Genomic DNA, 17,335 nt, shown 5'->3' on the forward strand with positions numbered 1-17,335 from the left:
TTAGCCTCCGGCGAGTTGGTCCATTTTCGCGCCCAGTTTGGCGTCCAGCGCGCTTAGGCCATCTGCGTCATGTGTCGTCAAGGTCACCTTCACGGTTTTGTAAACATTGAACCACTCGGGGTGGTGGTTCAGCTTTTCCGCCCAGATCGCGGCGCGTGTCATGAAACCAAAGGCCTCGACAAAGTTGGCAAAGACGAATTCCTTATGGATGGCCTCGCCGCCCTCGGCGAGCGTCCAGCCATTGGCGAGCAGTGGCTCGATCATTTCCTTGTGCTCGGCAGCGGTCAGTTTGTCGGTCATTGGTGGTCCTCCATATTGGATTTGCGGAACGGGCCATAGCTGGTCAGCACCTCGATCTCGTGATCAATCGCTTCGCGCTCGGCCTCAAGGTAACGGGCGACGGCGTCTTTGAATCCTGCGTCGCCGAACCAGTGCAGCGAATGGGTGGCGACGGGCAGATACCCGCGTGCGAGTTTGTGTTCGCCTTGCGCGCCGGCCTCGACTTTGCCCAGTCCGTGTTGGATCGCATAGTCGATCGCACGATAGTAACAGACCTCGAAATGCAGGCAATCGTGGTGCTCGATACAGCCCCAGTAGCGCCCGTAAAGCGTATCGCGCCCGATGAAATTCAGTGCCCCCGCAACGGGCCGCCCGTCGCGCAGGGCCAGCACCATTAGCATATCATCGCGGAGCGTTTCCTGCGCGTAATCGAAAAACGCCCGCGTCAGATAGGGCGTGCCCCATTTGCGGTTGCCGGTGTCCTGATAGAACACCCAGAACGCATCCCAATGTTCGGGCTTGATCTGGTTGCCCGTCAGCGAGACGATCTCGCCGCCAAATTCATTCGCCGTTTTGCGTTCCTTGCGCATGTTCTTGCGTTTGCGGCTGGAAAGTGAGCCAAGGAAGGCGTCGAAGTCGGCGTAGCCATCGTTTACCCAGTGAAACTGTTGCCCGATGCGGGCCAGCAGGCCCATTTCTGCACCAGCAAGCGCCTCGGCCTCGGTGCAAAACGTGGCATGAACGGACGATAGTTCGTTATCGGCGGCAATCTGCACTGCCCCTTGGATCAGTGCCGACATGCCCGCGGCCTCAAACCCCGGTTTGGTCAGAAACCGCCGCCCCGTGGCCGGGGTGAACGGCACCGCGATTTGAAGTTTCGGGTAATACCGTCCACCTGCATTTTCATAGGCATGGGCCCAGTTGTGATCGAAGATATACTCGCCTTGGCTATGCCCTTTGGCATAAAGCGGGGCGACCGCGATCATGACGTCATCCTGTTTCGCGGTCAGATACCGTGGTTGCCAGCCCGTGCCGGGGCCGACCGATCTGCTGTCCTCTAGCGCCTTCAGAAAGCGATGTGTTGTGAACGGATCATCGGGGCGGCCATCTGCCGCTTCGGGACAAGCGCAGGCATCCCATTCTGCCGCGTCAATCGCGTTGATGGTCGGGTGCGCGGTGATTTCGATGGGTGCGTCGCTCATACCTTGCAACTTGTGTGCATCGGCTGCGGCGTCAAGCCGAGTAGCCCTCGAATGTGACATTATCCACGATCCGCCGCGCCTTTGCTTCAGCCTCGGGAGAGCGGATTGTCCACGTGAAGATATGCGCCCCTTGTGCTTTCAGCTCGGCCACACGCGGGCGGTCAAGGTCCGTGGCTTCGTGGCTGATAAAGCACGCGCCGACGCGGTCGTAGTCGGGGATTTCGCGCAGCACATCTCGGGTTCCGGCGGGGACCTCGGGCCAGAAGACCGCCTCATAGCTGGAGGTCGTGATTCCGCGTGGGATGTGGGGCGCATATTGCGCGCAAGCGGCCACAGAATGAGGATTGAACGACATCAACGCAACATCGCCGGTATAGTCGGCAAGGGCTGCACAGACTGCCTTTTCCAGCGGTCCCACGTTTTCACCCATTGCGCCATCCTGATCCTTGATCTCGATCAGCAGCGGCACTTTTCCACCCACCAAGTCCAGCACGGCCTCCAGCGACGGAATGGTGCCGCCGTCATCTGTGAGTGGGATTTCCTCTAACGCAGCACGCGTGCGATCACGCACTGGCCCCGATTCTGCTGTCAATCTATCCAGGGTATCGTCATGGAATACCATTGCATGACCGTCGCTGGTCAGCTGCACATCCATTTCGATCCCGTATCCGGCATCAAGAGCGGCCTGAATGGATTTGAGGCTGTTCTCGACCCGCCCCGCCTTGCGGTCATGCAAGGCGCGGTGGGTGATGGGGCGGGCAAAGAAGGACGCAGGCAGTGTCATTTGATCTGGAAGATCGCTTCGATTTCAACAGCGACGCCGAAGGGCAGGCTAGCCGCACTGACCGCTGATCGTGCATGGCGGCCCTTGTCGCCCAAGGCGGCGACCAAAAAGTCGGACGCGCCATTGATCACTTTGGGTTGGTCGCCGAAATCCGCGGTCGAATTTACGAAACCTGTCAGTTTCACAACACGGACCAACCGGTCGATATCGCCGCCACAGGCGGCCTTGAGTTGTGCCAGCAGGCTGATCGCGCAGGTCTTGGCCGCCTCGGCACCAGCCTCGGCCTCCATATCAGCGCCCAGCTTGCCTTTGATCATACCATCGGCATTGGCCGAAATCTGGCCTGAGACATAAATGATGTCGCCTGCGACCACATAGGGCACATAGTTGGCTGCAGGGGCTGGGGCATCAGGCAAGGTTACGCCCAATTCGGCAAGTTTGGATTCGATTACACTCATGGTCGTTCTCCTGTCATTCGCGCGCACGCTAGCGAGCAAACCGGCAGGGCGCAATCGTCACTCGGGGCTGTTTTGGGGAAACCGAAGTGTCGCCCTTTTGCACAGGGGTGTGCGTCCTGTTGCCCTTTGGGCAAGATCGAAGATTGAAACAGCGGCCGGAATTGCGCAAAGATGCAACTCTGATGCGATTGAGTTTGACCGATATCTCTTTTGGGCTGGCGTTTCTGCCTGCTGCCCTTTGGGCCAGCCCCTATGATGGCGTCTACAAGCAGACGGCGAATGCGGAATGTGCGCTGGTCGGTGTGGATGGCGGATCGCTCAAGATCGAAGAGAATATCTTCTACGGCGTCGAGGTCGAGTGTCATATGATCAACCCTGTCGAGGTCGAGGATATGAACGCCACGATCTACGAGATGCAATGCTCGGGCGAGGGCGAGGCATGGACCGAGCGCGCGATGTTGATGCCCGATGCGCAAGGCACCGGACTCTACATGATCTGGAGCGGCTATGCGTTCCGCTATGACCGGTGTGAGGCCCCGGACTCCTAGTTCGTCCCCGTCAGGATGCTGTCGAGTAGGTTCAGGATATCCTGCGCCGGTGCTTCGCCGCCCTGGCTTTCAAGTACACCTGTTGCAAAGGGGCGTTGCGGGATGCTCATCGGCAGGGGCGTGGGTTGCTGGCCGCTCAGGACGCGCTGCATCGTTTCGCGCCAGATCGTGGCAGGCAGGCCGCCGCCCGTTACGCCTGTCAGACGCCGGTTGTCATCGTAACCCATCCAGACGCCGGTGACGTAATCGCCGGTAAAACCGATAAACCACGCATCGCGTGACCCTTGGGTCGTGCCGGTCTTGGCCGCGATCTGCCAGCCGTCAATGCGCGCACGCGTTCCGGTGCCTTCCTCGACAACCTTTGTCATCATCCATGTCAGTTGGCGCGCGGCCTCTTGGCGGATGATCCTTTCGCCGATGCCTGCGTCCTGCGCGTCCATAAGCGGAGTATCATCGCCCATAAAGCGCAACTCTGTCAGGCCATAAGGTGTCACCGCGGACCCACCATTGAGAATACCCGCAAACGCACCTGTCATATCCAGCAGCGTGCTTTCCGAAACGCCAAGCGCCAAGGCGGGACCCGCAGCCAGATCGCCCTCGATCCCGAAACCGGCGGCAACATTGCGCACCAGTTCGCGGCCGACTTCTTCGGACAGCACGATCGCAGGAATGTTGCGGCTGGTAGCCAGCGCGTCCACCATCGTGACCGGCCCCAAGAATTCACGATCATAGTTTTCGGGGCACCAGTTGGGCGAGCCGCGCCGCTGCCAGCACGTCGGCGCATCGTCGATCATGTCATAGGGCGACATGCCCAGATCAAGCGCTGCAGCATAGATGAAGGGCTTAAAGGCCGAGCCGGTTTGCCGCAGAGCTTGTGTTGCGCGGTTGAAGGCACCTGTTGCGCTAATGTTGCGGCCGCCAACCATGGCGCGGACGGCGCCATCGGCCGACATCACGACAATTGCGGCCTGCGCCTCGGACCCTTCGCGCACTTCGTTGGCAAACACCTGCAACAGCGCCTCTTCAGCGGCGGTCTGAATGCGCTGGTCAAGTGTCGTGCGGATGATCACATCCTCTGTCGTGTTGCGGGTAAAGAACTCCGGTCCGCTATCCATCACCCAATCGGCAAAGAACCCGCCAGAGCTGGCGCGGGCTGCATCAGAAAGTGTCGCAGGGTTCAGGCGGGCATTGCGCGCCTGTTCCGCCGTCAGATAGTCCTGATCTTCCATCAGGCCGATCACGACCGATGCGCGATCTTGGGCACGTTGCAGGTTGCGCGTGGGGGCATTGGCTGAAGGCGCTGTCAGCAATCCGGCCAGCATCGCGGCCTGTGCGGGGTTCACCTCGGCTGCGGAAATCCCGAAATAGCGCTGGGCTGCGGCCTCAAACCCGCGGCTGCCCGCACCCAGATAGGCGCGGTTCAGATAGATCGTGAGGATTTCTTCCTTGGTGTATTTGATTTCCATCCCGACCGAGAACACCGCCTCGCGCGCCTTGCGCCAAAGCGATGACTGGCGGCAATCGGCCTCATAGGCGCGCTCGCTCTCCCAGACCGCTGGGTCAAACGGCACGCCGAGACACAACAGTTTGGCAGTTTGCTGTGTGATCGTGGACCCCCCGTTGCCGGAAAGCGGGCCGCGCCCTTCGCGCAGGTTGATCCGCACGGCCGAGGCGATACCACGGGGCGAAATCCCGAAGTGGCGGTAGAATCGTTTGTCTTCGGTCGCGACAACAGCATTGTGCAAATAGGGCGACACGGTTTCGGCAGTGACCATCCCGCCGAACTGGTCGCCACGCCACGCAAAAACACTGCCTGACACATCGGTCATCGTGACAGATCCGCGTGTGCGACCGTCGATCAGCTCTGAAACATCCGGCAGTTGCGACGCGAAATAAAGCGAAAAGCCCCCGATGATCAGACCCGTCACGAGGCCCACCCGCCAAGACAGGGCCCAGATCAGGCGGATCATCCAGCGAAACGGCGCGAGGATCCAGCCGATCACGCCGCGCGGCTTGGCCCGCTTGGGCGCTGCCTTGCGCCGGGCCGCCGGTTTTGCGGGCTTCTTGCTCTGTCCCGTGGCCTTCTTGGCCGCAGGTTTTGCTGTATAGCGTTTGTCGGCCACCAAAGGGGGCCGCTTTCTGCCGTTTCCACTCATGATCCGCTCGATTGACTGCTTTGGGTCTGATTTTTGCTCACTATAGCCTGCCTGACTGAGAATGTAGAGCGCGGATGAGTCGGCGCATGAGCCTTTTTATGCCGCCTAAAATTTAGGCTAAGCGCCCAATTTGTGCAAAAAATGTGCAAAGTGGTGCGTTAACCCCCTGTTCAGCAGTGCGCGAAATCTTGTCGCCGGGGTGATGGCGGGCTCTTTGTCTCCCTGCAAGCGGGCGCTGCCGAAATTGGGCCTGCAGTAGTATTTGCAAGGGGAAGAACGTGAAACTCATCATTGCAACAATCAAACCGTTCAAGCTCGAGGAGGTCCGCGAGGCGCTGACCACCGTTGGCGTGCGCGGCATGATGGTGTCTGAAATCAAGGGCTTCGGCTCACAATCCGGTCACACTGAGATCTACCGCGGCGCAGAATATGCGGTGAACTTCGTGCCAAAGGTCAAGCTCGAGATCGTCGTGCAGGACAGCATGGCCGAGCAGGTCGTGTCCACCATCGCAACCACCGCCAAGACCGAGAAGATCGGCGACGGCAAGATCTTCGTACTCGACGTTGAAAGTGCGCTGCGCGTGCGGACCGGCGAGACCAATGATGACGCGCTTTGATCGCGGAACGAGGGACAAAACTATGAAACTGACGAAATATCTTTCAGTTGGCGCAGCCTTGACGCTGCTTCCGACTTTCGCGCTGGCGCAGGATGCCGCGCCGAGCTTTGACGAGATCGGCCCGTACATCATGACCACATTGCTGTTCCTTGTGGGCGGCTTTCTGGTGTTCTGGATGGCGGCAGGCTTTGCCATGCTGGAGGCTGGCCTCGTGCGTTCCAAGAACGTCGCGATGCAGCTGACCAAGAACATCGCTCTCTTCTCGATTGCAGCCATCATGTACTGGCTGGTAGGCTTCAACCTGATGTATCCGGGCGATTTCAACGGCTACTTCGCGCTGAACTTTGTACCAACCGTGCTTGAGCCGGTGGGCCTTTCCGCGTCTGACGCCGCTCTGGATTACGCATCCGTTGCTTCCGACTTCTTCTTCCAGTTGATGTTCGTTGCGGCGACCGCGTCGATCGTATCGGGTGCATTGGCCGAGCGTATCAAGCTGTGGCCGTTCCTGATCTTCGTCGTGATCCTGACAGGTCTGATGTACCCGATTTCAGGTTCCTGGCAGTGGGGCGGCGGCTGGTTGTCCGAGCTGGGCTTCTCCGACTTCGCCGGTTCCACAATCGTACACTCTGTCGGTGGCTGGGCTGCTCTGGCTGGTGCGCTGATCCTTGGTCCACGTCTGGGCAAGTACAAGGACGGCAAAACCGTGCCAATGCCGGGTTCGAACCTCGCTCTTGCGACACTGGGTACATTTATCCTGTGGTTGGGTTGGTTCGGCTTTAACGGTGGTTCGCAGCTGGCTGCGGGTACTGTTGGCGACATCACAGACGTTGGCCGCATCTTTGCAAACACCAACATGGCAGCTTCTGCCGGTGCGGTGACTGCGCTGATCCTGACACAGATCCTGTACAAGAAGGTCGACCTCACGATGGTTCTGAACGGCGCGCTTGCCGGTCTGGTCTCCATCACAGCCGAGCCTCTGGCACCATCGCTCTTCGGTGCTTTGCTGACCGGTGCTGTTGGTGGTGTGATCGTGGTCTTCACTGTGCCACTGCTCGACAAGTTCAAGATCGATGACGTCGTCGGTGCGATCCCTGTCCACCTCTTCGCAGGTATCTGGGGTACGCTTGCTGTTGCCTTCTACACAGGTAACTGGGGTGCGCAGATCACAGGTATCATCGCCTACGGTGTCTTCACCTTCGTCATCTCGCTGGTTGTATGGACCATCCTCAAAGGGGTCATGGGTATCCGTGTCACCGAAGAGGCCGAGATCAACGGGTTGGACATGGCTGAGCTGGGTATGGAAGCCTATCCTGACTTCTCGAAAGGCTAATGCCCTCCCATTAGCTTTCCAGAGCCCGGGCGTTCGCGCCCGGGCTTTTTTGTTGGGGCGGTGGATATCCTATCCACCTTACGGAACTGATCCGTCATTTCTTCGAATAAACGTATATTTGACGCAAGAAATTGCCATGATTGCCGTTCCGAACGTCCTATTCAGCGATGCAATTGCGCTGTGATGCGCGATATCTTCGAAACAACACGAAACCCCAGTTATCCGGAGCCTTTCCATGATCCAGACCCCCTATCTTTTGTTCCTCGGCGATGCCCCAGATCAACTGGCCGCGAAAGTGGCCCAAGGGATCAAGGACTGGCGTCCCGAGAACGCCCTTGGCCAACTCCGGATGCCCGGTTGTGGGGCGGATCTCGGGATTCCCGATATGACCTTGGAGGAAGCTCAGGCGGCCGGTGTCAAAACCTTGGTGATCGGCGTGGCCAACCGTGGTGGCTATATCTCCAAGGCCTGGAAAGAGGTTTTGGTGACCGCACTGCGTATGGGGTTTGATATTGCGTCGGGCCTGCATAACCTGCTGCGGGATGAGGACGAGTTGATGGCCGCGGCCCGTGTGAGCGGCCGGACGCTCTTTGATGTGCGTATCCCGTCCGTCGCCTATCCTATTGCGAACGGCAAGAAACGTACCGGCAAGCGCTGCCTTGCGATTGGCACGGATTGTTCGGTCGGCAAAATGTATACCGGCCTCGCGATGGATGCCGAGATGCAAAAGCGTGGCATGAAATCCACCTTCCGCCCTACAGGGCAGACGGGCATCCTGATCACCGGCGGGGGTGTGCCGCTGGATGCGGTGATTGCCGACTTCATGGCGGGCGCTGTGGAGTACCTGACCCCCGACAATGATCCCGATCATTGGGACCACATCGAAGGGCAGGGTAGCCTGTTCCATGTCTCATACTCTGGTGTGACAATGGCCCTGATCCATGGCGGCCAGCCCGACGCCCTGGTGCTTGCCCATGAGCCCACCCGCACCCACATGCGCGGGTTGCCGGATTACGCATTGCCCAGCCTTGAAACCCTGCGCGACACCGCGCTGCCCATCGCGCGCGTGGCAAACCCCGCCTGTCAGATTGTGGGCGTGTCGGTCAACACACAACATCTGTCCGAAGATGAGGCGCTTGCCTATATGGCCGAGGTCGAAGAGCGCATGGGCCTGCCGACCGTTGACACCTACCGGCAGGGGGCTGCCCGCTTGGTGGATGCGCTGGCAGAACTTTGATGCCTCCGGCGGGAGTATTTTGGGCAAGATTATGAGGTTACTATGAAAGTCAGCGTGACGCGCGATGTGTTCCAACTGGCAGAGGTCTTTACGATCAGTCGCGGGTCGCGGACCGAGGCAAAGGTCCTGACGGTTTCCGTTGAAGGTGATGGCGCGCGCGGCATGGGTGAATGCGTTCCTTATGCGCGCTATGGCGAAACGCTGGAAAGTGTGACCGCACAGATTGAGGGTTTCACGGGTGCTTGGCCCGATTTGCCCGATGCCTTGCCAGCGGGGGCCGCGCGCAACGCGCTTGATTGCGCGTTCTGGGATCATGCGGCAAAGCGCGCAGGCAAGCGGGTCTGGGACCTCTTGGGTGTGCCCGTGCCAAGCCCGGAGATAACGGCCTATACCCTTTCGCTTGACACGCCCGAGGCGATGGAACGGCAAGCCGTCAAACACGCGGCCCGCCCCTTGCTCAAGATCAAGCTTGGCACGCCGGATGATATGGCGCGTCTTGAAGCGGTCCGCCGGGGGGCGCCGGATGCGGATATTATCGTTGACGCGAACGAGGGCTGGACGGCGGAGGTCTATGCCGATCTCGCGCCGCATCTGATACGCCTTGGCGTGAAAATGGTGGAACAACCGTTGCCTGCAGGGGCGGATGACATGTTGGCTGAAATCGCACGCCCCTTGCCCGTTTGCGCCGATGAAAGCTGCCATGACCGTGCCAGCCTGCCCGCACTGCGCGGCAAATACGATATGGTGAACATCAAGCTGGACAAGACCGGAGGTCTGACCGAGGCGCTGGCGCTCAAGCGCCAGGCACTGGCCGAGGGCTATGAGGTGATGGTTGGCTGCATGGTCGGATCGTCTCTTGCGATGGCGCCCGCCACGATCCTTGCGCAGGGTGTGGCATTCACCGACCTTGACGGGCCGCTGTTATTGGCCGAAGACCGTGATGAACCTTTGAAATTCGATCACTTGGGCGTGCACCCGCCCGCCACAGCACTTTGGGGATGACCATGCGGACAGTCTATGTCAACGGCACGTATCTGCCGGAAAACGAAGCGAAAGTCTCGATCTTTGATCGCGGATTTCTGATGGCGGACGGGGTGTATGAAGTCACCTCTGTGCTGGACGGCAAGCTGATCGATTTCGCAGGCCATGCCAAGCGGCTTGAACGGTCACTGAACGAGCTAGATATGCCGCACCCCGACGTACTGCCGCATCTTCTGGAGGTCCACCGCGAGTTGGTGCGCCTGAACGGCATTGAAGAGGGCATGATTTATCTGCAGATCACCCGTGGTGCCCCTGAAGACCGCGATTTTGTCTTCCCCGATCCGGAGACTACAAAGCCAACGGTGGTGCTGTTCACCCAGAACAAACCCGGTCTGGCCAATAGCCCTGCGGCGAAAAAAGGCATCAAGGTCATCTCGATCGAAGACCAGCGCTGGGCACGCCGCGACATCAAAACCGTGCAACTGCTGTTCCCGTCTATGGGCAAGATGATGGCCAAGGCCGCCGGTGTCGATGATGCGTGGATGGTGGAAGACGGGGCGGTAACCGAAGGTACTTCGAATAACGCCTATATCATCAAGAACAACACGATTATCACTCGGCATTTGGGGAATGAAATCCTGCACGGGATCACGCGCGCTGCCGTACTGCGCTTTGCGCGTGAGGCACAGATGAAGGTCGAGGAGCGCAGCTTTACGATTGCCGAAGCGCAGGACGCGGATGAGGCGTTTATCACATCCGCCAGCACCTTTGTGATGCCGGTGGTCGAGGTGGATGGCGTACCCGTCGGGTCCGGTACACCGGGACCTGTGGCGACGCGGTTGCGCGAGATTTATCTTGAGGAAAGCCGTAAGGTGGCTGTGTAGTTCCGGCCAGATCGGGGTCGAATGCGGGCCACTGCCTAAAGCATCTTTGCGACGAACAAAATCGCCAGTGTCATGATCGGTAAAAGGATCAGTCCGGAAGTCATCAGGCATCCGCGCGGGAGTTCAAATCCTTGCGCGTTGCCGGACGTCTGTTGGTGCTTTGACATATCTATCTCTTGCATGTGCCTGCTCCTTTCTGTGTGGTCTCGCCAGGCATGAACATGCCACAAATGGCATGGCCAAAAAAGAAGCGCGTCACAGGCAGGGCGCGGCCTACGCCCCTGCCTGCGCTTGTGCCTGCAATTCTTTCGCGCGCTCGGGGCCTACGCCAAACACGGCTTCGATCTGGTGCAGCACCTCGTCTTCTTCTGCGTGCATGATCCCGTCAGCATAGACAACCTGCCAAAGTGCCAGCAGCGTCGCTTCCTTTTCCGTGGTACCGATAGCGGTCTCTAAGATTGCAGCAATATCCGTGGTTTGTGGGATTTTGCGTTCCAAAAGTTCGCATTCCGCACGCATTTTGGCGGCGGCGACCGGATTGATGCCGTGACGCTGGGCCAGAATCTTGTCGATCATCGCGATTTCTTCGACCAGATAGGTGTGATCTGCCTTTGCCGCACGCACCAGTAACGCGCCCATAGCGTGGCTTGCGTCGGCCTCGGGCAACGGCGTGTGATAGCCGGTGGGATTGCCAAAGAATGCGGTGAGGCGTTCAAGCATGATGGTCTCCTATCCGTGGCTGTCCTTGAAGGCTTCTTTGGCCTCGGCGCTTGCTTCGGTCTGGTAGTTCGCTTTCCATTCGGCCATCGTCATCCCGTAGAAGGCTTCGCGGCCTTCGTCCTTGGTCATGGGGATTCCGCGTTCGTTGGCCGCTTCCTGATACCAGCGCGCCAGACAATTCCTGCAGAAACCTGCCAAATTCATCATGTCGATGTTTTGCGCGTCGGTGCGGTCTTCCATCAGGTGCTTTTGCAACCTGCGAAAGGCGGCAGCTTCGATCTCGATACGGGTCTGGTCGTCCATGGTCTTGTCCTCTCACAGGCCTGATTGAGCCAATACTTGTGTTAATATAGGGGCCAGCCGGTTTGCCCAAAGGGTTTGTCCCGCTTCATCCGCGATCAGGTCCTGACGTAGCTCAATCAACACATTCGGGCGGCCATGCTGCAAGGCATGCCTGTCTACGGCATCTCCGGGCAGGTGGCCAGCATAGGGCTGGTTGTCGCCAGTACACCACCCTGCCGCGCGGCAGGCAGCCATGAAGGGCGTCGCAAGCCGTGCATCATCGGCATAAAGCACGCCAATCTCCCAAGGGCGCGGATGCCGCCCTTGCAAGCGCGGCGTGAAACTGTGCACAGCACAGATCACGGGATTATCAATCTTGTTGGCCAAATCCGCATAGGCCGCGTGGTAGGGCCGGTAGAGCCGCTGCAAGCGCTCTTCCTTTTCGGCGTCATCGGCGTTGCGGTTGCCCGGGATAATCGTGCCATCATAAAGGCGCATCATGATCGTGGGATCATCCTCGCCTCTGTTGGGGTCGCAGACCAGCCGTGAAAACCGTGACAGGATCGCAGGGCTGTCCAAGGCTTCGGCCAGTTTGCGTGTCACACCTGCCGCGCCGATATCATATGCGATATGGCGCTGCATATCCGCCGCAGGCAGGCCCAGATCACCACCATGCACCCAATCTGGGACGGTATTTGTAGCGTGATCGCAGGCAATTAGCCAGCGTCCGGGGCGGTTCTCACCAATGATTTCGTAAGGGTCATGTGTCATAGCGGTGTCATTCCTCTGACACAGGATTTAGGCTAGTTGAAGCAGGAATGGAATTGCGCAATAAGGGCGCAACCCAATCTGTTACCGCTAACGGTAGCGATGTACGAAGGAATGACTATGAGACGCCACCGCAATGTGAAAATCGTCGCAACACTTGGCCCCGCTTCCAATGATTACGAGATGATCCGCGCCCTGCACGAGGCCGGTGCCGACGTGTTCCGCCTGAACATGTCGCACGGGGATCATGAAGAGATCAGAGCACGCCATGCGATTATCCGGCAGGTGGAAAAGGACCTCGACAGCCCGATTTCAATTCTTGCGGATTTGCAGGGACCGAAACTGCGGGTTGGTGTGTTCGCCAATGGCGAAGAAGAACTGGTGCCGGGTGCCGACTTCCGTCTTGATCTGGATGACGCCGAAGGCGACGTGCACCGCGTAAAGCTGCCGCACAAAGAAATTTTTGACGCGCTTGAACCGGGCGCGCATCTGCTGGTCAACGATGGCAAAATCAAACTGCGGGTGAAAGACTGTGGCGCGACCTTTGCCAATTGCGAAGTCATCGTGGGCGGCACCATTTCCAACCGCAAAGGCGTGAACGTGCCTGACGTGATCCTGCCGCTAGCGGCGCTGTCGGAAAAAGACCGCAAGGATCTGGAATTCGTGTGTGAGCTTGGCGTGGACTGGCTGGCACTTTCGTTCGTTCAGCGCCCCGCAGACGTGGAAGAGGCGCGCGAGCTGGCCAAAGGCCGTGCGGCGATCCTGTCGAAAATCGAAAAGCCCAACGCGGTGAAAGTCTTTGACAGCATTCTGGCGGTCTCTGACGGGATCATGGTCGCGCGTGGTGATCTGGGCGTCGAACTGCCGGTGCAGAACGTGCCACCGATCCAGAAGCAGCTGGTGCGCAAATGCCGTGCGGCTGCCAAGCCCGTCATCGTGGCGACACAGATGCTCGAATCCATGATTGATAGCCCGATGCCGACCCGCGCAGAGGTGTCTGACGTGGCTACCGCGATCTATGAAGGCGCGGACGCGATCATGTTGTCAGCGGAATCCGCTGCGGGTTCTTACCCGATCGAAGCCGTCACCACGATGAGCAACGTCGCAGCCGAGGTCGAAGCCGACCCGACCTATACCGAAATCATTGAGGCGTCGCGCAAATCCGAAGGCAAGACAGTGGCTGACGGGATCGTGTCCGCGGCCCGAGAGATTGCTGAGACAACCGATGTCAAAGCGATCTGCTGTTTCTCGCAATCAGGGCGCACTGCGCTTCTGGTGTCGCGCGAACGCCCGCGTGTGCCCATCATTGCGCTGACCAATCACATCACAACCGCGCGGCGGCTTTGCTTGTCGTGGGGCACGAACTGTGTGCTTTCCGGTCATGTGGACCGCTTTAAGGACGCGGTGATTGCCGCGGTCCGTGCCGCAAAGGCCCAGAACCTTGCGGGTGAGGACGATATGATCGTCGTCACCGCAGGTGTGCCCTTCAATACCCCGGGATCTACAAATATCCTGCGCGTTGCCCCTTGTGCTGAGCGTTTGATTTACGCAGTAGAACAAGAGTAACATTGCGTATCAATATCGGCAGGGCACCATGGATTATGATCTTATCTTTGTGATCGGCTTGACGATGGTCGCCTTTGCAATCCCCTCGGCTGTCAGCGCCTATTCAGATTGGCGCTGGCCCAAAACGGCCCTTGCCTTGCTGGTGATCGGGGCGGGAAGCATGGCTTATGCTGCGCAGGAAAACCCCCGCGCCTATGCACTGGATACTATTGACGATGTGATCGTCCGTGTCGTGGCGTCGGTGATCGGCAGCTAAAGCCACGCTTTGCCTTGGACCACAGGCCAAAACGCGAAACACCTCTTGCAATAACCCGACCCCTGTCGTATCAGCCGCGCCTGAGCCCGCGCGTCCGGCCAAGATGGCATGCCGAGTCGCGCGATTAGACCGAACCTTTGAAGGAGACGGAAATGCCGAAGATGAAAACGAAATCGAGCTGCAAAAAGCGGTTCAAAGTGACGGCTTCTGGCCGTGTTGTGGCGGGCCAGGCTGGCAAACGTCACGGCATGATCAAGCGCACGAACAAATTCCTCCGTAACGCTCGTGGGACAACCACACTGAGCAAGCAAGACGAGGGTATCATCAAGCCGATGATGCCTTACGCACGTTAATTAGAGGGGATTGAGATATGCGCGTTAAAGGTGGAACCGTCACGCACCGTCGTCACAAAAAAGTACTCGACGCTGCCAAAGGTTATTATGATCGCCGCTCCAAGACCTTCAAGGTCGCGGCACAAGCGGTCGACAAAGCCAACCAGTATGCAACCCGTGACCGTCACAACCGCAAGCGCAACTTCCGCGCTTTGTGGATCCAGCGGATCAATGCAGGTGTGCGCTCGGTTGACGAGACACTGAACTATTCCAAGTTCATCAACGGCCTGACACTGGCTGGCATCGAAGTGGACCGTAAGGTTCTTGCTGATCTGGCCGTGAACGAGCCTGAGGCATTCGCTGCTGTTGTTGGCAAAGCCAAGGATGCGCTTGCTGCATAGGTCCCGCACCTGACCGGAAAAGAAAGGCCGCACAGGAAACTGGGCGGCCTTTTGCGTTGGGATGGTTGGCAGATCATGGCAATGACTTTGAAATAACGCGGGCGCGAAGGCTGCCCAAGTTCAGGCCACCCAGTTGCCTGTGTGCGGTTCAAACCGGACTGTCACCGATGTGCAGGCCGAACGCGGGAAATCTTCAAACCTCACCCGGACTTGCCAGTTTAAGAAGCCCACGTTGCAGAGCGGCAAAGCAGACCGGATCAAAGGCGGCTTCAACATCAGCGGCCATGATTTCCAGCGCTTTCGCGATCGGCATTGCGGCCCTGTAGGGCCTGTCCGCAGTGAGCGCATCAAAAACATCCGCAACGGCGAGTATGCGGGCCTCAAGACAAAGATCTTTACCCCCTAGTCCCTCAGGATAACCTTTCCCATCCATACGTTCATGGTGGGCCCCGGCAACAGGTGCGATATCGCGAAAGGCCTCGACCTTTTCGAGGATTGTCTGACTATACTTCGGATGCTGCCGGATGGTCGCCCATTCGGCGGCATCCGGACGCCCCGGTTTGTCGAGGATCTGATTACTGACCGCCAGTTTTCCAAGATCATGCAAAAGCGCCGCACGCCGCAGCCAGCGCCGGTGATCCGCCGAAAGCCCGAGTTCTTCGGCGATCATGTCGGTATAGAGGGTGACCCGGTTGGAATGGTCGGCCGTAAACGGTGATTTGGCATCCACGACGTCTGAAAAGGCCGAGGCGATGTCGTCGAGATAATCCTCGTCGACAGCTTGGGCCGTTTCGCTGGGATCGAGCGAGAAAACAAGTTTCTCCAGACACGGATCATTCAAGCGGCTCCAAAAGTCAGGTGCTGCACTCGCCTCTTTGAAGGCTGCGACCAAAGCCGGATCAAACCAGCCGCCGGCGCGTCCTTCGATTTCGGCCATTGCGGCCTCTGGTCCCTGTGCCGAATGGAAAATGTCGACGACCTGCGCCATCAAAGCAATGTTTGAAATACGCGGTATATCATCGCCCGAGAGGCCCAGTGGTTTGCCGCCGCCACCCCAATGCTCGTCAAGTGATCGGATGCCCTCTTGGACGGCATCCGAAAACCGCATCTTTGCGGCAATATCAGCACCACGGTTGCAACGCGTTTCAATCAGTTCACGGCTGATTTCGCCACCATTGCGCAGGATATTGACGGTCGCGCGCAGCCTTTCACTCAGGCCGGCGTCAAGCCCTGTCTTGGTGAAAACAAAGCGCAATGCGGCAGTCAGGCTGCCGTCAATCATCTTGAAATCACGTTTGAAGGTGATGTCATCTGCGACGTAGAGTTCACAAATCCGTGCCGCGTTGCTGCTACACCCAAGATCTTTCAACAAAAGGGTGAAATACAGGTCCTCATAGGCTTGCCCGGTCATCCCGAGGGCATTGCCAATGCGCGTCCCGATCCAGCAACAGCGAATACAGTGCCCCGGCGGCTGACCTTCCGTCATATCCAGCGCATAGCTCATCGCACCAAGTAGCGAACCCAGTCGCAAGGCGCGCGGTGACGGGTGCGGACATGCTGCCGCATAGAGGCTTTCTGCGGCAATGACGGGGGCTGCGGAGTGAATAAACATGCACGCGATCTTACGACAGCAAAGTTAAGAGGAGCTTAGGTGCCGCGTCACGGGAGGCCGGTTAATCGCTGCCCTCAACCGGTCTTGCTTCTGTTTGGAAGGTCACAATTAAAGGCAAATTTTCAATATTCTGTCTCAATTGGAACACAGCTCCAAGTGATTAGCGAACAAATTGAAAAGCCGTGTGCCGCGCCGTTTGCGTATCTCGTGCGTGTTTAGAAGGAATGATGCAGTGTTTGATGTATTCGGGAACAAAATTTTTCTGTCGCAGAACGCCCAAACCCAAAGACCGACCGGTGCTCGCACAATTTTCAAGAAATTCCGGCAAGATGAGAATGGCACGGCCACTGTCGATTTTGTGGTCATCACGGCGATCGCCGCTATTCTCGGGATCGGTGCGTCTCAGGCTGTCTGGAACGGGACCAGAGAGTTTGCGATGGATGTTGTCGCGGCTCTGGGGGATACACAACCGCCTGCTATGGGTGGTAGCGGCGGGAGCACCGGCGACAGTGGCAGCAATGGCAACACCGGAGGCGGTGATAACAGCGGCAACACTGGCAGCAGCGGCAACGGCAATACTGGCAGCGGCGGCAACGGCAACACTGGCAGCGGCGGCAACGGCAATAATGGCAACGGCAACAACGGCAATAGCGGTAACAGCAACAACGGTAACGGCAACGGTAACAACGGCAAAGGCAACGGCAACGGCAATAATGGCGGTAGCAACAACACCGGCAATGGCAATAATGGTGGCGGCAACAATACCAGCTCTGGGAATAGCAATAGCAATAGCAATAGCAATAGCAACGGCAACGGCAATGGCAGAGGTAACCGCTGACGTGATGGCGCGCACCTTATTGGCCGTTCCGCTGGCAGGACTGCCGCGCCAAGGCTGAACGCTTCTTGCAACCATGGCGCCATT

Annotated in this window: 21 protein-coding genes; 10 read left to right on the forward strand and 11 right to left on the reverse strand. The window is 58.4% G+C overall.

The window, feature by feature from the left end; translation table 11 throughout:
- Genes SJY29_RS00425 through SJY29_RS00440 form a run of 4 tightly spaced genes read right to left on the reverse strand, consistent with a single transcriptional unit; the run spans position 1 to position 2,723 of the window.
- A complete protein-coding gene (locus tag SJY29_RS00425; protein ID WP_400085499.1) occupies positions 1–300 on the reverse strand; it encodes a 4a-hydroxytetrahydrobiopterin dehydratase in 300 nt (99 codons plus the stop codon).
- A complete protein-coding gene (locus SJY29_RS00430; protein ID WP_400085502.1) occupies positions 297–1,481 on the reverse strand; it encodes a GNAT family N-acetyltransferase in 1,185 nt (394 codons plus the stop codon). The genes SJY29_RS00425 and SJY29_RS00430 overlap by 4 nt, the downstream gene beginning before the upstream one ends.
- A 31-nt stretch (positions 1,482–1,512) precedes the next feature.
- On the reverse strand, positions 1,513–2,265 hold the full coding sequence (locus SJY29_RS00435) for a glycerophosphodiester phosphodiesterase family protein (RefSeq protein ID WP_400085505.1): 753 nt from the start codon (positions 2,263–2,265) through the stop codon (positions 1,513–1,515).
- The gene (locus tag SJY29_RS00440; protein WP_400085508.1) at positions 2,262–2,723 is read right to left on the reverse strand and encodes a RidA family protein; all 462 of its coding nucleotides are present in this window, start codon (positions 2,721–2,723) and stop codon (positions 2,262–2,264) included. Before SJY29_RS00440 ends, SJY29_RS00435 begins: the two co-directional genes overlap by 4 nt.
- A 182-nt stretch (positions 2,724–2,905) precedes the next feature.
- On the opposite strand from SJY29_RS00440, the gene SJY29_RS00445 reads away from it, so the two are divergent.
- On the forward strand, positions 2,906–3,271 hold the full coding sequence (locus SJY29_RS00445; RefSeq protein WP_400085511.1) for a hypothetical protein: 366 nt from the start codon (positions 2,906–2,908) through the stop codon (positions 3,269–3,271).
- On the opposite strand, the gene SJY29_RS00450 is transcribed toward SJY29_RS00445, so the two are convergent.
- Positions 3,268–5,427 (reverse strand): transglycosylase domain-containing protein, encoded by a 2,160-nt coding sequence (locus SJY29_RS00450; RefSeq protein ID WP_400085513.1) that lies wholly within the window; start codon positions 5,425–5,427, stop codon positions 3,268–3,270. The two genes, SJY29_RS00445 and SJY29_RS00450, sit on opposite strands and share 4 nt — an antisense overlap.
- A gap of 278 nt (positions 5,428–5,705) precedes the next feature.
- Between SJY29_RS00450 and SJY29_RS00455 the strand changes: the two genes are divergently transcribed.
- From SJY29_RS00455 to SJY29_RS00475, 5 genes are all read left to right on the forward strand, one after another.
- The gene (locus SJY29_RS00455) at positions 5,706–6,044 is read left to right on the forward strand and encodes a P-II family nitrogen regulator (RefSeq protein ID WP_055297178.1); all 339 of its coding nucleotides are present in this window, start codon (positions 5,706–5,708) and stop codon (positions 6,042–6,044) included.
- A gap of 22 nt (positions 6,045–6,066) precedes the next feature.
- Positions 6,067–7,374 (forward strand): ammonium transporter, encoded by a 1,308-nt coding sequence (locus SJY29_RS00460; protein ID WP_400085516.1) that lies wholly within the window; start codon positions 6,067–6,069, stop codon positions 7,372–7,374.
- Positions 7,375–7,609: 235 nt separating this feature from the next.
- A complete protein-coding gene (gene dgcN, locus SJY29_RS00465; RefSeq protein ID WP_400085519.1) occupies positions 7,610–8,611 on the forward strand; it encodes an N-acetyltransferase DgcN in 1,002 nt (333 codons plus the stop codon).
- A 42-nt stretch (positions 8,612–8,653) separates the two neighbouring features.
- Positions 8,654–9,613: an N-acetyl-D-Glu racemase DgcA gene (gene dgcA / locus SJY29_RS00470; protein WP_400085522.1), complete on the forward strand. Its 960-nt coding sequence runs from the start codon at positions 8,654–8,656 to the stop codon at positions 9,611–9,613.
- A complete protein-coding gene (locus tag SJY29_RS00475) occupies positions 9,610–10,476 on the forward strand; it encodes a D-amino-acid transaminase (protein WP_400085525.1) in 867 nt (288 codons plus the stop codon). Before dgcA ends, SJY29_RS00475 begins: the two co-directional genes overlap by 4 nt.
- Positions 10,477–10,511: 35 nt before the next feature.
- Here the strand turns inward: SJY29_RS00475 and SJY29_RS00480 are convergent, their stop codons facing one another.
- The 4 genes from SJY29_RS00480 to SJY29_RS00495 form a co-directional block, all read right to left on the reverse strand.
- A complete protein-coding gene (locus tag SJY29_RS00480; protein ID WP_400085528.1) occupies positions 10,512–10,658 on the reverse strand; it encodes a hypothetical protein in 147 nt (48 codons plus the stop codon).
- Between the two features lie 91 nt (positions 10,659–10,749).
- A complete protein-coding gene (locus SJY29_RS00485; RefSeq protein ID WP_110279561.1) occupies positions 10,750–11,196 on the reverse strand; it encodes a TerB family tellurite resistance protein in 447 nt (148 codons plus the stop codon).
- Between the two features lie 9 nt (positions 11,197–11,205).
- The gene (locus tag SJY29_RS00490; protein ID WP_110279562.1) at positions 11,206–11,499 is read right to left on the reverse strand and encodes a DUF1244 domain-containing protein; all 294 of its coding nucleotides are present in this window, start codon (positions 11,497–11,499) and stop codon (positions 11,206–11,208) included.
- 12 nt (positions 11,500–11,511) lie between these two features.
- On the reverse strand, positions 11,512–12,249 hold the full coding sequence (locus tag SJY29_RS00495; RefSeq protein WP_400085531.1) for an N-formylglutamate amidohydrolase: 738 nt from the start codon (positions 12,247–12,249) through the stop codon (positions 11,512–11,514).
- 117 nt (positions 12,250–12,366) lie between these two features.
- Between SJY29_RS00495 and pyk the strand changes: the two genes are divergently transcribed.
- The 4 genes from pyk to rplT all read left to right on the forward strand — a co-directional run bounded on the left by pyk (position 12,367) and on the right by rplT (position 14,801).
- Entirely contained in the window at positions 12,367–13,812 is a 1,446-nt protein-coding gene (pyk, locus tag SJY29_RS00500; RefSeq protein ID WP_400085534.1) for a pyruvate kinase, read from the forward strand.
- Positions 13,813–13,840: 28 nt separating this feature from the next.
- Positions 13,841–14,068, forward strand: coding sequence for a hypothetical protein (locus SJY29_RS00505; RefSeq protein WP_400085537.1), 228 nt, complete (start codon positions 13,841–13,843; stop codon positions 14,066–14,068).
- Positions 14,069–14,220: 152 nt separating this feature from the next.
- Complete coding sequence (rpmI, locus tag SJY29_RS00510; protein ID WP_055297198.1) at positions 14,221–14,421, forward strand: 50S ribosomal protein L35; 201 nt, start codon at positions 14,221–14,223, stop codon at positions 14,419–14,421.
- A 17-nt stretch (positions 14,422–14,438) separates the two neighbouring features.
- A complete protein-coding gene (gene rplT, locus SJY29_RS00515) occupies positions 14,439–14,801 on the forward strand; it encodes a 50S ribosomal protein L20 (protein ID WP_055297200.1) in 363 nt (120 codons plus the stop codon).
- Positions 14,802–14,994: 193 nt separating this feature from the next.
- Here rplT and SJY29_RS00520 read toward each other — a convergent pair whose 3' ends face one another.
- Positions 14,995–16,413 (reverse strand): HD-GYP domain-containing protein, encoded by a 1,419-nt coding sequence (locus tag SJY29_RS00520; RefSeq protein WP_400085541.1) that lies wholly within the window; start codon positions 16,411–16,413, stop codon positions 14,995–14,997.
- Between the two features lie 160 nt (positions 16,414–16,573).
- Positions 16,574–17,326 (reverse strand): hypothetical protein, encoded by a 753-nt coding sequence (locus SJY29_RS00525; protein WP_400085544.1) that lies wholly within the window; start codon positions 17,324–17,326, stop codon positions 16,574–16,576.
- Between the last annotated feature and the right edge of the window lie 9 nt (positions 17,327–17,335).

Origin of the sequence: Yoonia sp. R78084 (genome assembly GCF_044595625.1) — a bacterium.
Classification (GTDB): Bacteria; Pseudomonadota; Alphaproteobacteria; order Rhodobacterales; family Rhodobacteraceae; genus Yoonia.

Bases quoted from the DNA above. Each gene is read 5' to 3' on its own strand.
- SJY29_RS00425 (WP_400085499.1), bottom strand. From the start codon at position 300: ATGACCGACAAACTGACCGCTGCCGAGCACAAGGAAATGATCGAGCCA.
- SJY29_RS00430 (WP_400085502.1), bottom strand. From the start codon at position 1,481: ATGAGCGACGCACCCATCGAAATCACCGCGCACCCGACCATCAACGCG.
- SJY29_RS00435 (WP_400085505.1), bottom strand. From the start codon at position 2,265: ATGACACTGCCTGCGTCCTTCTTTGCCCGCCCCATCACCCACCGCGCC.
- SJY29_RS00440 (WP_400085508.1), bottom strand. From the start codon at position 2,723: ATGAGTGTAATCGAATCCAAACTTGCCGAATTGGGCGTAACCTTGCCT.
- SJY29_RS00445 (WP_400085511.1), top strand. From the start codon at position 2,906: ATGCGATTGAGTTTGACCGATATCTCTTTTGGGCTGGCGTTTCTGCCT.
- SJY29_RS00450 (WP_400085513.1), bottom strand. From the start codon at position 5,427: ATGAGTGGAAACGGCAGAAAGCGGCCCCCTTTGGTGGCCGACAAACGC.
- SJY29_RS00460 (WP_400085516.1), top strand. From the start codon at position 6,067: ATGAAACTGACGAAATATCTTTCAGTTGGCGCAGCCTTGACGCTGCTT.
- dgcN (WP_400085519.1), top strand. From the start codon at position 7,610: ATGATCCAGACCCCCTATCTTTTGTTCCTCGGCGATGCCCCAGATCAA.
- dgcA (WP_400085522.1), top strand. From the start codon at position 8,654: ATGAAAGTCAGCGTGACGCGCGATGTGTTCCAACTGGCAGAGGTCTTT.
- SJY29_RS00475 (WP_400085525.1), top strand. From the start codon at position 9,610: ATGACCATGCGGACAGTCTATGTCAACGGCACGTATCTGCCGGAAAAC.
- SJY29_RS00480 (WP_400085528.1), bottom strand. From the start codon at position 10,658: ATGCAAGAGATAGATATGTCAAAGCACCAACAGACGTCCGGCAACGCG.
- SJY29_RS00485 (WP_110279561.1), bottom strand. From the start codon at position 11,196: ATGCTTGAACGCCTCACCGCATTCTTTGGCAATCCCACCGGCTATCAC.
- SJY29_RS00490 (WP_110279562.1), bottom strand. From the start codon at position 11,499: ATGGACGACCAGACCCGTATCGAGATCGAAGCTGCCGCCTTTCGCAGG.
- SJY29_RS00495 (WP_400085531.1), bottom strand. From the start codon at position 12,249: ATGACACATGACCCTTACGAAATCATTGGTGAGAACCGCCCCGGACGC.
- pyk (WP_400085534.1), top strand. From the start codon at position 12,367: ATGAGACGCCACCGCAATGTGAAAATCGTCGCAACACTTGGCCCCGCT.
- SJY29_RS00505 (WP_400085537.1), top strand. From the start codon at position 13,841: ATGGATTATGATCTTATCTTTGTGATCGGCTTGACGATGGTCGCCTTT.
- rpmI (WP_055297198.1), top strand. From the start codon at position 14,221: ATGCCGAAGATGAAAACGAAATCGAGCTGCAAAAAGCGGTTCAAAGTG.
- rplT (WP_055297200.1), top strand. From the start codon at position 14,439: ATGCGCGTTAAAGGTGGAACCGTCACGCACCGTCGTCACAAAAAAGTA.
- SJY29_RS00520 (WP_400085541.1), bottom strand. From the start codon at position 16,413: ATGTTTATTCACTCCGCAGCCCCCGTCATTGCCGCAGAAAGCCTCTAT.
- SJY29_RS00525 (WP_400085544.1), bottom strand. From the start codon at position 17,326: ATGGTTGCAAGAAGCGTTCAGCCTTGGCGCGGCAGTCCTGCCAGCGGA.